This is a genomic window from Chitinophaga cymbidii (assembly GCF_007992715.1).
Classification (GTDB): domain Bacteria; phylum Bacteroidota; class Bacteroidia; order Chitinophagales; family Chitinophagaceae; genus Chitinophaga; species Chitinophaga cymbidii.
Window position 1 is genome coordinate 343,085 of the sequence record NZ_BKAU01000004.1, and the last position, 11,720, is coordinate 354,804.

Sequence of the window (11,720 nt, forward strand, 5' to 3'; positions counted from 1 at the left end):
CCTGCCTGATGATGACAGCCATCAGTGCAGCTGCCGGAAAGTGATGATGGGGATCAGCGCTTTGTACGCCAGCCTTTTGGTGATGCTGCGGTGAAACAGCCCTTGTTTTTTATGTACGGCGATGATCAGCGAAGGTGTTTTCTGCTGCGCGAAATGGATAATTCCTTCCACGGTATTTTCTTCCGTGAGGAATTCGTACACGGGGAAATAGGGTTCCAGCAAGTTATGCAGGCTGGTGAGCTCCGTTTTCAGTTCCGGCGGATAGCTTTTTTCCGGCGGTGCTACGTTCAGTACCCATAAACGGGCGTTCAGTGCTTTCAGCAGCCCATCGATCAGGGGCAGGGGCATGTTGGCGGCGATGTGTTCAAGGTCGGTGGTGAAAATGAGGTTTTCCACGGCAACGGCCGGTGCGGCGGGCGGTACCAGCAGCACGGGGTATTCGCAGGTTTCCAGCACGTCGATGGCTTTGCTGCCGATCAGCGCTTTTTCCAGCCTGGATTTGCCGGCAATGCCCATCACCACCAGGTCTGTTTTCTCCCGCCGGCAGATCTCGTTCAGCGACTCGGGCAATACCACGTCGTCCGTCCGCAGAATGATCTCCGTATTTTCATCCAGCTGATCTTCCAGCTGCGCCGCCAGCTCTTCCAGCCGCCGCATGGATTCCCGGGCGATCTGGCTTTCGTCCATCGTAGGGGATACTGGCAGGTCCGTGGTGGGAATCATGCTTTGAAAGGCATGGAACAGCACGATGCATCCGCTGTGCATCTGCCTCGCCAGTGAACAGGCATATTGGGCAGCATGCGATGCGGTATCTGAAAAGTCGGTGAGTACGAGTATTGATTTCATGGCAAGCGATTTTATAAAAAAAGAGGCTGTCTCGTTGAGACAACCTCCTTAGAATGTTTCTCTTTTCCCTACGCTGGCATTACCCAGATCAGGTTTTAGAGTTTGTTCTCAGATCCTTTTTTACGGGACCACCCCTTGTAAGAAACTTCTTGATGATTAATATGAAAGAATGATGCCGGTCAAATGGCTGTTACGTAGATGATATATTTATTGGCCGGTAAATATGCCGATTAAAGATCATGGATGAAAAAGGCATGTAGATTTTTCTACACTTATGTAGAAAAATACACAATATCGGGCCACGCTGATCGTCTACCTGAAAAGGCGAAGCATATCATTCCCATGCATTACGGCACGTTCGATCTGTCGGACGAACCTTTGGGCAAACCGATCGAAGTGCTGCTGGCGCATGCGGAAAATGAGCGCGTGTTGCCGCTGAAGCATGGAGAAGTGTTGCTGATGGATTAACGGACGATCATTTCCTGCTGTTGCAGGTCGATGGTGATGCATTTCCCGATCCAGTTCAGGGAAACGATGCCGTCGTAGATCAGGCCATCTACAAAGGATGCTTTGAAGCCGGATACTTTCACGGCGGAAGCGTCTTTCGCGGCAAGCGAGCGTACGTTCGCCCGGTAGATGACGCTGGTAAAGCTGGTGTCTATTTCGCTCCGGCGGCGTATTGTTTCCACACGGGAAGTATCGTTCGGGTCAATTCCCAATCTGGTCATATAACGTGGATGAAAGCGGAATACGTTGTTGCCCGCGCCGCTGTCCAGCAGCAATTGGATCACCGCTTTGCCGTCCAGCGAAAAGTAAGCGAAAATATCGAGGGCGAGGCCGCGCTGATCTTCGAGTTGCAGGGGAATGACGGCCCTGGCGTTGCTTTTCCTTGCGGCAAGACTGGCAGGTGTTTCGAGGATCAGCTGTTTATGTTCATAGTCGATCGTAACAGGTTTGTTACGATAGCTCATCAGTGATACAAGTCCGTCTATCGGCCCGAAATCGGCATCCACAACGGCGATCGTGGATGAATCCCCGGTGCTGTCCCCCAGTTGCCCTGCAATCGTATATAGTTGCGCATCGATCCTTTCGCCTGTTGCCCGGAAGCCGGTAAAACCACCGTCCCGCGGGATCAGCGTTTTTAATTGTGATGCAAATTTTCTGGTGACCACGTCCAGCCCTCCACCGGTATCAAAAATGAAATTTCCGGCAACGCCATCGATGCTGCCTTTCATCAGGATGTGCCCTTCAGGGGTGATGTCTACGGGAATAACAACCTGGGCCTGAGAAGTGGTGGATAGGAAGGCCAGGAGCATAGCAAGCATGGTTCTCATGCCTGCGAATATAGGAACTTATTTGTTTTTCGACAGCCAGGTTTCAATCTCCTGCCCAATTCCGCGCGTTTCCGCCGTTTCATTGTCCCTGTTTTCCTCAAACCAGTGACTGGCTCCTTCATTGTCCTGCCGCAATAGCAGGCGCATGGTGAAGCGGGGGAGGTGAACGGTGAAAAGTTCCTCGTCCTGCTGCACTACTTTTACTTCGTTATTGTGGTAATTGATATGGAATGTGCGCATGATAACAGGGTTTTGTTACACCGCCGCAATCATTGTGCCTGTATTTCCAGTTTCACCGGGCCGAGCAGGCCGGCGGACTGATAAGTGCTTTCCGGCTTGTACGGGTTTACGTTGCTCCATGTTTTTCTTTCGGCTTCCGGCAGCTTGCTGTCGCCGATCAGACGGTTCACCCAGGTGTTCACCACTTCAATTTCCAGCTGGTTTTCGCCTTCGCGCAGTGCGCCGGTGGCGTCTACTTTCCAGGGCGCAGTCCATACCGTGCCGAGGTCTTTGCCGTTGAGCTTCACTTTCGCCATTACCATCACGTTGCCGAGATGCAGGAAAACCTTTTCGCCCGCCGGCACTTTCACCGCGCGGAATATTTTCATGTAAGTGGCCGTGCCGCTGAAATCCCGGACGTGTTCATCCGGGTGTTTGCTCCAGTCTGATAATGTGTCGAGTATTACGGTGGTGTCGCCGAACTGTACCTTCCATTTGCCTTCGATATGCTGTAGCAGCGCGGGGGCGGGGAAGTTCTTTACACCGGTTGGTTTGGAGGCCGGTTTGCGGAAAACCACGAAGCCGCTTTCGAAGGCTTCGAGCCGCAGGGGCACGGTAGTGCTGCTGTCGTCAGCCGTGAATTCGGGAAGGTCGCGCACTTGTCCGGTTACCGCATCCCACCACTCGGGCTGCTTTCCATTGATGCGGAAGGTGGGTTTTATCTGTACCGTTTTGTCGGTTTGATTGGAGAGGAAATAATAGTCTGCGTCTTTTGCTGCGCGATGAGCGTACAGTACGTCTTTTCCTTCCATTTTTACATCGGGGGACAGACGTATGAATGCCAGGGCTTCTTCGATGGACATGCCGGATAAAATATAGCCGTTACCGTATTTCCGTTCTTTCCACATGGCCGCGGCGAGCGAGCGCACGGTTTTATCTGCTTCCGGATAGTGCTGCAGGCTGGGAGAGCGTTCCGCCGCCGGGCCGAACACTACGGCGCCCTGTTTCACGAGTTCGCTGATCTTTTGCAATACTTCCGGGCGCATGGTTTGCAGTTTGGGCAACACCAGCATCCGGTAGCTCATGCCGTCCGGCAGCGTCAGGCGGCCATTCTGCACGCTCAACCGTTGCAGGATCACTTCCGCATTGATGTAATCATAAGAATATCCGGCGGGCAATTCGGGGTCGCGCACGCCGGTCATTTTAGGCGCATCTTCCCCGATGAAATAGGCAATATCGTTCACGGGTTTGCCTTGCTGCAACAGGAAATTGCAGCGGCGGATGTAATCGATAAATGCTTTTCCCATGCTGAACCAGGTGTTCTTGCGGTTGAACTCCGTGCCGAAACCCACGTTCACGCCGGGATTGCGCTCTTCATAAGGTTGTGTGATGAAAACATGCAACAGGGTATGATTGATGCCTTCCGTGAATGACCAGTCCCCACGGCGCTTCAGCAACGCGGGATACCGCACGTATGCCTGGCCGCCTGCGGTAAAGGATTCCGCGGCTACCTTGTTCTTCCCGTAAATATGCGCGGCGGAAGAAGCGGCCCGGCATTCAATGTCACCGAGTGTTCCCTCGTTCCAGAATTCCCCGCCTATTTCATCCGCCTGCCCGCCATATTGCAGAAATTCAGCCGGGAACCCCCAGTGGCCGTAATTCTCCAGCCACAACCGCAACCCGTCCTTATGGCTAACGTCCCGTAATCCGCCTACATATTCATACGCCACACGGTCCGCCACCAGCCTGCGAAGGTCCCAGAGAAAGCGGTTGGATCGTTCCGCGGTGCCAACGATCCTGCCGGACAACACCGGGAGCCAGGGCAGGGGATCATAGCCGTACTGCTGGCGGAACGCTTTCTCCATGCCGTCTGTCCAGTTCTGGGAGCCGGTTTCATAGCTGTCCGCCACCACCCATTTTAAAGATGTTCGTTCTGATGCGGGAATGCTGTTGAATATTTTGCCGATGAAAGCATCGTAGTGATGTTGCATGGCAGCACGGTTGATCTTGTCGATCTCCAGCCCGCTGCCTTCGGGGGAGGCCGGTGCGTTTTGCACGCCTGTCGGCAGCATACCGTAGCGCAGGATGATCCATTCGCCCGCGGGCACATCCCAGTTTAAAGTTCCGTCTTTGCCGAGATGGGCGGAGATGTTGCGCACGCTCACCGGGTCGATGGTAAGCGAATCATTTTCTGGCTCCGCCTGTTGCGGCCACTGGTATTCGTTCCACAACGGCAGCGGCGTCTGGAACATCTTGGCGAGTTGTTTTTCTTCGAAGCGCTCTATCCGCGGGGCGCTCAGCAGTTTGATCTCCGTTAGTCCTGATGGAGAAGAATTGCTTAATATCAAACGGAATTCCCTGCCGGTCACCGCCGGAAAAGCAATGCTGACGGGCGCATATGGCCGGAAACCCACCTGCGGCATGGCATTGCTGCGGTCGAACGGAAATTTGGTAACCGTCACCCAGGAAGCGTCTTTTCTGACCTGCAGTTCCACATCGGAACGGTAAGTTTTGTTGATATACAGCACCAGGCTGCGCGCGGTGAAATCTTCCGGCACTTGCAGATCGATGTGCATGTTGCCCGTGGAATCCGGGCCGGTGCCGGTGTTGCCGTCCACCAGCTGGCGGAGGGCGGGAGCGATTTGCAGCGCGTGTTGCGAAATATCATCTTCATCCGCCGCGGGCGCCGGAAATGCGATGACCGCCACATCCTGGAAATCGTTGCCCGGCGCGGGGATTTGCTGTGATATTTTTTGCGGGCCTTTTACGCGCAGTGTTTCTCCCGCAAGGTACCGCATCGATTGTGAAGGTTGTATCCAGGGGCCGCCGCTCTGGCTCCAGCCGGGACTGTTGAACATGCCTATTTCAATATTCTTTTCCGAAGCGGTGCGTATAGCCGTGCGGGTGATCTTCATCCATTCGTCCGAAAACAGCTTTACGTTGCCGTACGGCACTTCCTTCGGGTTATAGCCGATGTTGCCGATGAACGCCCTGCCGATGCCGGCTTCGGCCATCGCCTCCAGGTCTTTTTTAACGCCTTCTTCGGAGATGTTATCGCTCATCCAGTACCAGTAAACGCTGGGCCTGATGCTGTCCGGGGGAGTGCTGAAGCTTTGTTCTACGGAGGTCTGCTGTGCGGTTGCGCAAGCGGAAATGGCCAGCAGCATGGATAGTGTTGTGATGCGGATCATTCCATCAAGATATAAAAAAATCAACGGATAAGCGTTACCGTGCCCTGGCGGCTGAACCGCCTGCCAAGGTAATCCACCCCCTGCACCATCCATACGTAGGTTCCCGGCCCGGCGGGCTGGCCGTTGAAAGTGCCGTCCCACGCCGTGGAAACATCCGCCGTCTGGAATATTATTTTCCCCCAGCGGTCCCACACCCGCAGGAAATCCAGCTTCGGAATCCCCGCAGCGGTGACCCTGAACAGGTCGTTACGCCCGTCATTGTTGGGGGTGAAAGCATTGGGCACATAAAACTCGGGACCGGTGTATGCTTTAACAGCGATCACATCTTCGTCCCTGCATCCTTCGGGAGAGGTGACGGTCACATGATATTCCTGGTCTTTCTGCAGGTAGGCAACGGGGTTGGCGATATAGGGATTGTCCATGCCGGTGGACGGCATCCAGGTGTACTGAAGATTGCTGCCGGTGGCGCGGGCGTTGAGCTGCAGCGGCTGGCCCTTGGCTACCACGGTATCGCTGCCGGCATGCAGCTGAAGGTCTACTACTTCCACATCCGTTTCCACCGCTGCGGTAGGACAGCCGTCCGTACTTACTGCGTGTAGCCGTGCGGTATAGCTTCCCCCGGCGGCGTAGGTGTAGCTGACCTGCCGGGTCCTGGCGGTATCACCGTTCCCCAACGCCCAGTACCAGTGAGCAATGGAAACGCCGGGCGTGAGGTTGCTGCCTTCCAGCTCCACCGGCTCGCCAATACAGGCGTTCCGGCCTGCCGCGGCTGTCAATGGCGTCTGGAACATATCGATGGTCTTGCTGCCTGTGGTGCTGCAGCCTTCGCGGGTGGTGACTTCCAGCTCCACGTTGTAGCGGCCGGGGGCGGTGTAGGGGATGGTGGCGTTTTGCGCGGAGGAAACAGCGCCGTTCCCGAAGTCCCATTCCCAGCGGGCCTTGGTGCCAACATCTACCCTGGAGGAGTCGCCGATCTTCAGCGGGCTTCCGGTGATGCAAAATTCTTCCGGCCCGAAATCCACTACGGGGTAAGAGCCGATAGTGACGGGCGAGCGCAGGGTATCGGAAATGCATCCGCTATTGTCTTCGATCACCATTTTTACTTCGTAGCTACCCGGACCGGCGTACAGGTGTGGCGGCGGTTGTATGGCGGTGGAGGTGGTGCCGTCGCCAAGGTCCCACCAGCGGCGGGTGATCACGCCAAAAGAGCTGGAATTGTCGGAAAAGCTCACCGGCGTACCGTCGCAAAGGATCTGTCCGGAGCTGAAGGCGAAATCCGGCCGCAGCGCGGCGCAGAATTGCTGCAGGTTGGAAGAGCCGCCGGTAGAGCCGGCGAATCCCCAGTAGACCATAGGGTCGCCGTGGAAGATATCGTTCACAAGGTCTTTTGTTATGGAGAACCGCACTTCGTTGTCTACGCTCACTTCCAGCAGGTGCGTGGAGGCGTTCCAGTTGATCCGCAGCAGGTGCCAGTTGCAATCCTCGATATTGTCTTTGCCGTCTATTACCTGTAACGCCGGCGTCAGGTTGCCGGTGGCATCCAGGTGGTCCGAGATACCGTTCATCTGGATGGCGATATGATCGAATGCCGGATCATTTTCATTGGCGTTGTGCCAGGTGTCTATCAGCACGCCGAGGGAGGGGCTGATGCCCTTGAAACCCAGTCCCTGACCGGATGAGCCGAGATTCGTGCCCTGCGTTTGCAGGATGAACCCGATGCCGTCCGCTCCCGATTCGTCCTTGCAGCCTAGATTGATATCGAAAACATAATTAAAGGATTGGGAAAGGTTGATCTTGTTTTTGTTCCATACGGTGCCGCTGGCGTTGTCCACCTCTTCCGTCAGAACATAGCAGTTACAGGTACGTTGCGTTGCGGAGCCGTTCAGGATGTACGGCTGCAGCGTTTGGGCATACGTATGTGCACTGAGAAATAAAATACCGGTGAGGCATAGCCACCATCTCAAAAAAGCGGGCATGGAAAACAAGATAAAGAAAAATTCAGGACTTATCTTTATATGATCCAAAAACAAATATCATGAAAGTCCCTGTCATCAAAGGGGTGATCGACCGCCGGATACTTGTCAACTTCACCGTTGCACCGGGAGCAATTCAAAATATACTCCCTGCGCCGTTCCGTCCGAAACTCTACAAAGGCCACGCGATCGCGGGCATTTGCCTGATCCGCCTGAAGCATATCCGGCCGAAGGGCCTGCCCGGGTTTGTGGGCATCTCTTCTGAAAACGGCGCGCACCGCATTGCGGTGACCTGGGAAGAGCAGGGCATCACCCGGGAGGGCGTATACATCCCGCGCCGGGATACGAACTCCCGCTTCAATGCCTTCGCCGGCGGACGTTTCTTCCCCGGCAAACATTATCATGCCAGGTTCGATGTCCGGGAATCCGGCGTTGATTATCATGTAGCGTTCAACAGCGAAGATGAAACCTTTATTTCGATGGACGGTTCGCTGGCGGATCAGCTTAATGAAGATTCCGTTTTTGAAAACCTGGCCGCCGCATCGGATTTTTTCGAGGCGGGATCTGCCGGGTTCTCGCCCGGTGGGGGAGGACTGGACGGCCTTCAATTACAGGTGAAGGAATGGAAAGTGGAACCATTGGCGGTGACCGCGGTGCGGTCCAGCTTTTTCGAGAACAGAGAGATTTTTCCCGAAGGTTCCGTGCGGTTCGACAATGCGTTGCTGATGCGGGAGATCGCGCATGAGTGGCGGAGCATGCGAGCGCCTTGCTAATAAAAACGCTGAATGAAAAATGAACAAAATGAACAACCCCAAAGTGTTCGTTTAACTGACCGTACCATTATATTTGCCTTGTCTTTCTAATTGCATATCGGAAAGAAACCTACCACAAAGCGTTACCCCCTTTTTTCTAAAAAAAATTTAAAAAACATAAAAAGTTTAGTTGTGACTAAACAAAATATTCCTATTTTTGGAGCACGGAAGATCGATGCGGTCACGGGCAGAATTCCTGTAAGGCAATTAAGTATAAATGGTATCGGCCAGCTTGATGCATTTGAAGCAGATCTGAAGGATACAACTTACCTGCCGGAGTACCGCACGCTGTTAACCTACATAAATTTTTATGCAGAGAACGGCACGCTGCCTCCCAATAAAATGAAGGATATCACGCCCGGGAAAGCAACGGTAAAAGAGTATGAATTCCGGACAAAACATCTCCGGGTTTACGCGATCCACGGTAAAGAAGGGAAGCTGATCCTGTTATGCGGATACAAGAACACGCAGGAGAAAGATATCAGGAAATTCAGATCATTAAAGGAACGATATTTTGAAAGTCTGCAATAATCATTTATCATGGAAAGAGAAGAATTACTGAGGTCCAGGGAGTACTGGACCACCAAGATCAGGCTCGATCTGTATAAATTGCTGGAAGATCACAAGCGCGCCAATCATCTTACTGTTGAGCAACTGGCGCAGCAGTTGGGCGTTACCAAAGGATATGTATCCCAGATTTTAAATGGAGATGCAGATCACAAGATCAGCAAACTTGTGGAACTTGCCCTGATGTGTGGGAAGGTGCCTGTAATCAGTTATGAAGATACAGACCAGTATATTATTGATGATATGCGCGGAAAGCAGGATGAAGACCGGCCCGTTGTTCATCTGAATCTCGAAACCGCTTCCGTTAAATCGGGCGGCAATATTTCAATCGGGGAAGATGCCGTCTTCTAAATCATTACCAGCGCAATTTGCATACGCGCTTAAAGCCGCGAAAGAAACCCGTTTTCTGTTTAACAGCCTCGAAGAGCTGCAACTGCAAAGTATTGATATTTCCAAAGTCAGGAACGAATACTACCACAAATGGAAATATGACCGGGCTAAGGAGGAATTCGGGCTTGATTTCCGGGTAGTGTTCAAGATAAAGGAACAGGTATTTATTGATTACGGCGTACAGGTGCTTTTTAAGACTTCAGGGCTGAGTAGTAACAAGATACCAGAGCTACTGCTGCTGAATTTTTATGGAATAGCTATTGCAACGATCCGCGGCATGCTGGTAGTCCGGTTAGCGGGAAGCGATTATCCGGCCATATTTGTTCCTATATTTCACCCTTCGGACATTCGGGAGCTCTTTTTACACGCATAACCCTTCCGGTAATTTCACTCCCCACACCTTGGATTTTCAATTTAAAAATGTACTTTAGACACCGATTGCCCTTGTAATGTACCGGGGGGATTCGAGATTCCACGTCAACCGATCTTGTACTCATATATCTATGTGTGAATGCATTTATGAATAAATATTCCCGGTATGAAGACTGACAAAGCTTACCTGAATACTTTATGGCAAAGGATTACGAAGGAAAATGACCAGCGGTCGTTCGAAGAGTTGTTTCATCTCTGCTATCAGCGGCTGGTGCGTTTTGCGGTGGAATATGTACATAGTCATGAATCCGCGGAAGAGATCGTTTCGGACATCTTTCTGAAGCTGTGGGCGGGGCGTGATGGGTACACGGACGTGCTGCACATCGAGAAGTATCTTTTTACCGCGGTACGCAATCAGTCCCTGAACTATCTCCGGAAATTCTCCGCTTACCGCGTAGTTGCTACCGAAAACCCGGAGCAGCTTCATATCGCTTATACACATGATCCTTATAAAGCTTCCGAATGGAAGGAGCTGCTGGCCAAGCTGGATGAGGCCGTGGAAATGTTGCCGCCCCGCAGGCGCAAGATATTCCGGCTCATCCGGGAGGAAGGCTTCAAACCCAAAGAAGTAGCGGAAATCATGAACCTCTCGCACCGCACGGTGGAAACCCAGCTCTTCAAAGCGGTGAAAACCCTGCATGTAGTGCTCCAGCCTTATTTGTCGTCCCGGCAAAAATCCGCCCCCGCCGCTATTGATTCCGCGGCTTTATTATCCCTCGTACTTGTCGCTTGTACAGTCTGAAATTTTTTTTCGGGAGAATACGTAAACCACTCCCTTTTGCGTGTCTTGATATAAGAGAGCAAACGCGGCTTTTATGCAAACGCACAAAGAACGGTATTTATGGCTGTTTTCCAGGAAACTCTCCGGTGAGATCCTGGAGGAGGAAAGACAGGAGCTGGAAACCCTTGTCCGCACAAACCCTCAACTCCGCAAGGAGGGCGAGGCACTGCAGGCCTTTTGGGGCCAAAGGGGCGGCCATTCGGATGATGACGACACCCGCTCTGCTTTTGAAAAGCTCAAAGCCAGGATGCATGCCACTGATCCGCAAATGTGGCCGGAACAGGATGCCGGCGCCGGAGGCGTGAAGTGGTGGATGCTCATGGTCCGCATGGCCGCCGCGTTGATTTTTTTTGTCGCGGCCTGGCATATTATGGTGGCAACAGGGCTGGTTCCCGGAAAGGAAGACGGCCTCCGTTCGGAATACAATATCCGCGGCACCCGCTCGCACATCAAGCTCGCAGACGGTACCTCCGTCTGGCTGAACTCGGATAGCGAACTCAAATACCCGCTGCGCTTCAAAGGCAATAAAAGGGAAGTATACCTTAAAGGAGAAGCATTTTTTGATGTGGCAAAGGACGCATCAAAGCCTTTTCTTGTATATACGGAAGCGATGACCATCAACGTATTGGGCACCAGCTTCAATATCAAGGCTTACCCGAATGACAGCACCAGCGAAACTACGCTGATCACCGGCGAGGTGGAAGTGGCGCTGAAGAACAAATCGGAAAAGAAGATCAGGCTGCGCCCCGCGGAAAAGCTGGTGATCACCAATGGCATGGACTCTGTGAAAAGCCTCGTACCCAAAGCGGAGCCGGTCATCATCAAGCCCACTTATTCCCTGAAAGAAGACAGCGCCATTATTGAAACGGCCTGGGTCGATAACAAGCTCATCTTCCAGGATGAATCCTTTGATCACCTCGCTTCTCGCATGGAACGCTGGTACAACGTGTCCATCCGGTTCGAGAATACTGCCATCCAGCAGCTGAGATTTACCGGCATCTTCACCAAAGAGCCGCTCTCACAGGCGCTGGAAGCCCTGCAGCTGACAGAACAGTTCAACTTTAGAATAGCAGACGATACCGTCATCATTTATTAAAAAAATAATCATCAGTCACCAATCATCGATCACCAAAATCATTTGCCTATCGTACTGGAATAAAAAAACGGGAAATGTT

The 11,720-nt window shown here is 52.8% G+C and carries 12 protein-coding genes and 1 riboswitch; of the genes, 7 read left to right on the forward strand and 5 right to left on the reverse strand.

Annotation, left to right across the window (positions count from 1 at the left end; all coding sequences use genetic code 11):
• Nucleotides 1-21: 21 nt before the first annotated feature.
• Nucleotides 22-846, reverse strand: a complete 825-nt coding sequence (locus tag CCY01nite_RS17655; protein WP_146864589.1) for a universal stress protein — start codon at nucleotides 844-846, stop codon at nucleotides 22-24.
• 48 nt (nucleotides 847-894) lie between these two features.
• A riboswitch (TPP riboswitch) is annotated at nucleotides 895-992 on the reverse strand.
• Between the two features lie 97 nt (nucleotides 993-1,089).
• Between CCY01nite_RS17655 and CCY01nite_RS17660 the strand changes: the two genes are divergently transcribed.
• Nucleotides 1,090-1,314 carry a hypothetical protein gene (locus CCY01nite_RS17660; protein WP_146864591.1) on the forward strand — a complete coding sequence of 75 codons (225 nt, stop codon included), beginning with the start codon at nucleotides 1,090-1,092 and terminating at the stop codon, nucleotides 1,312-1,314.
• Here the strand turns inward: CCY01nite_RS17660 and CCY01nite_RS17665 are convergent.
• Genes CCY01nite_RS17665 through CCY01nite_RS17680 form a run of 4 tightly spaced genes read right to left on the reverse strand, consistent with a single transcriptional unit; the run spans nucleotide 1,311 to nucleotide 7,566 of the window.
• Nucleotides 1,311-2,180 carry a pepsin/retropepsin-like aspartic protease family protein gene (locus CCY01nite_RS17665; RefSeq protein WP_146864593.1) on the reverse strand — a complete coding sequence of 290 codons (870 nt, stop codon included), beginning with the start codon at nucleotides 2,178-2,180 and terminating at the stop codon, nucleotides 1,311-1,313. The genes CCY01nite_RS17660 and CCY01nite_RS17665 overlap by 4 nt on opposite strands.
• Nucleotides 2,181-2,198: 18 nt before the next feature.
• Nucleotides 2,199-2,420 carry a hypothetical protein gene (locus CCY01nite_RS17670; RefSeq protein ID WP_146864595.1) on the reverse strand — a complete coding sequence of 74 codons (222 nt, stop codon included), beginning with the start codon at nucleotides 2,418-2,420 and terminating at the stop codon, nucleotides 2,199-2,201.
• Between the two features lie 29 nt (nucleotides 2,421-2,449).
• A complete protein-coding gene (locus CCY01nite_RS17675; protein ID WP_146864597.1) occupies nucleotides 2,450-5,590 on the reverse strand; it encodes a glycosyl hydrolase in 3,141 nt (1,046 codons plus the stop codon).
• A gap of 20 nt (nucleotides 5,591-5,610) precedes the next feature.
• Nucleotides 5,611-7,566 carry a lectin-like domain-containing protein gene (locus CCY01nite_RS17680; RefSeq protein WP_146864599.1) on the reverse strand — a complete coding sequence of 652 codons (1,956 nt, stop codon included), beginning with the start codon at nucleotides 7,564-7,566 and terminating at the stop codon, nucleotides 5,611-5,613.
• A 59-nt stretch (nucleotides 7,567-7,625) separates the two neighbouring features.
• Between CCY01nite_RS17680 and CCY01nite_RS17685 the strand changes: the two genes are divergently transcribed.
• From CCY01nite_RS17685 to CCY01nite_RS17710, 6 genes are all read left to right on the forward strand, one after another.
• Nucleotides 7,626-8,336, forward strand: coding sequence for a DUF2071 domain-containing protein (locus tag CCY01nite_RS17685; RefSeq protein ID WP_146864601.1), 711 nt, complete (start codon nucleotides 7,626-7,628; stop codon nucleotides 8,334-8,336).
• Nucleotides 8,337-8,507: 171 nt separating this feature from the next.
• Complete coding sequence (locus tag CCY01nite_RS17690; RefSeq protein ID WP_146864603.1) at nucleotides 8,508-8,906, forward strand: hypothetical protein; 399 nt, start codon at nucleotides 8,508-8,510, stop codon at nucleotides 8,904-8,906.
• A 9-nt stretch (nucleotides 8,907-8,915) separates the two neighbouring features.
• Complete coding sequence (locus tag CCY01nite_RS17695; protein WP_146864605.1) at nucleotides 8,916-9,293, forward strand: helix-turn-helix domain-containing protein; 378 nt, start codon at nucleotides 8,916-8,918, stop codon at nucleotides 9,291-9,293.
• Nucleotides 9,280-9,705 (forward strand): hypothetical protein, encoded by a 426-nt coding sequence (locus tag CCY01nite_RS17700; protein ID WP_146864607.1) that lies wholly within the window; start codon nucleotides 9,280-9,282, stop codon nucleotides 9,703-9,705. Before CCY01nite_RS17695 ends, CCY01nite_RS17700 begins: the two co-directional genes overlap by 14 nt.
• Nucleotides 9,706-9,870: 165 nt before the next feature.
• On the forward strand, nucleotides 9,871-10,506 hold the full coding sequence (locus CCY01nite_RS17705) for an RNA polymerase sigma-70 factor (protein ID WP_146864609.1): 636 nt from the start codon (nucleotides 9,871-9,873) through the stop codon (nucleotides 10,504-10,506).
• Nucleotides 10,507-10,579: 73 nt separating this feature from the next.
• Nucleotides 10,580-11,641, forward strand: a complete 1,062-nt coding sequence (locus tag CCY01nite_RS17710; RefSeq protein ID WP_146864611.1) for a FecR family protein — start codon at nucleotides 10,580-10,582, stop codon at nucleotides 11,639-11,641.
• Nucleotides 11,642-11,720 lie beyond the last annotated feature (79 nt).

Bases quoted from the DNA above. Each gene is read 5' to 3' on its own strand.
- CCY01nite_RS17685 (WP_146864601.1), top strand. From the start codon at position 7,626: ATGAAAGTCCCTGTCATCAAAGGGGTGATCGACCGCCGGATACTTGTC.
- CCY01nite_RS17680 (WP_146864599.1), bottom strand. From the start codon at position 7,566: ATGCCCGCTTTTTTGAGATGGTGGCTATGCCTCACCGGTATTTTATTT.
- CCY01nite_RS17705 (WP_146864609.1), top strand. From the start codon at position 9,871: ATGAAGACTGACAAAGCTTACCTGAATACTTTATGGCAAAGGATTACG.
- CCY01nite_RS17665 (WP_146864593.1), bottom strand. From the start codon at position 2,180: ATGAGAACCATGCTTGCTATGCTCCTGGCCTTCCTATCCACCACTTCT.
- CCY01nite_RS17660 (WP_146864591.1), top strand. From the start codon at position 1,090: ATGAAAAAGGCATGTAGATTTTTCTACACTTATGTAGAAAAATACACA.
- CCY01nite_RS17675 (WP_146864597.1), bottom strand. From the start codon at position 5,590: ATGATCCGCATCACAACACTATCCATGCTGCTGGCCATTTCCGCTTGC.
- CCY01nite_RS17670 (WP_146864595.1), bottom strand. From the start codon at position 2,420: ATGCGCACATTCCATATCAATTACCACAATAACGAAGTAAAAGTAGTG.
- CCY01nite_RS17655 (WP_146864589.1), bottom strand. From the start codon at position 846: ATGAAATCAATACTCGTACTCACCGACTTTTCAGATACCGCATCGCAT.
- CCY01nite_RS17695 (WP_146864605.1), top strand. From the start codon at position 8,916: ATGGAAAGAGAAGAATTACTGAGGTCCAGGGAGTACTGGACCACCAAG.
- CCY01nite_RS17700 (WP_146864607.1), top strand. From the start codon at position 9,280: ATGCCGTCTTCTAAATCATTACCAGCGCAATTTGCATACGCGCTTAAA.
- CCY01nite_RS17710 (WP_146864611.1), top strand. From the start codon at position 10,580: ATGCAAACGCACAAAGAACGGTATTTATGGCTGTTTTCCAGGAAACTC.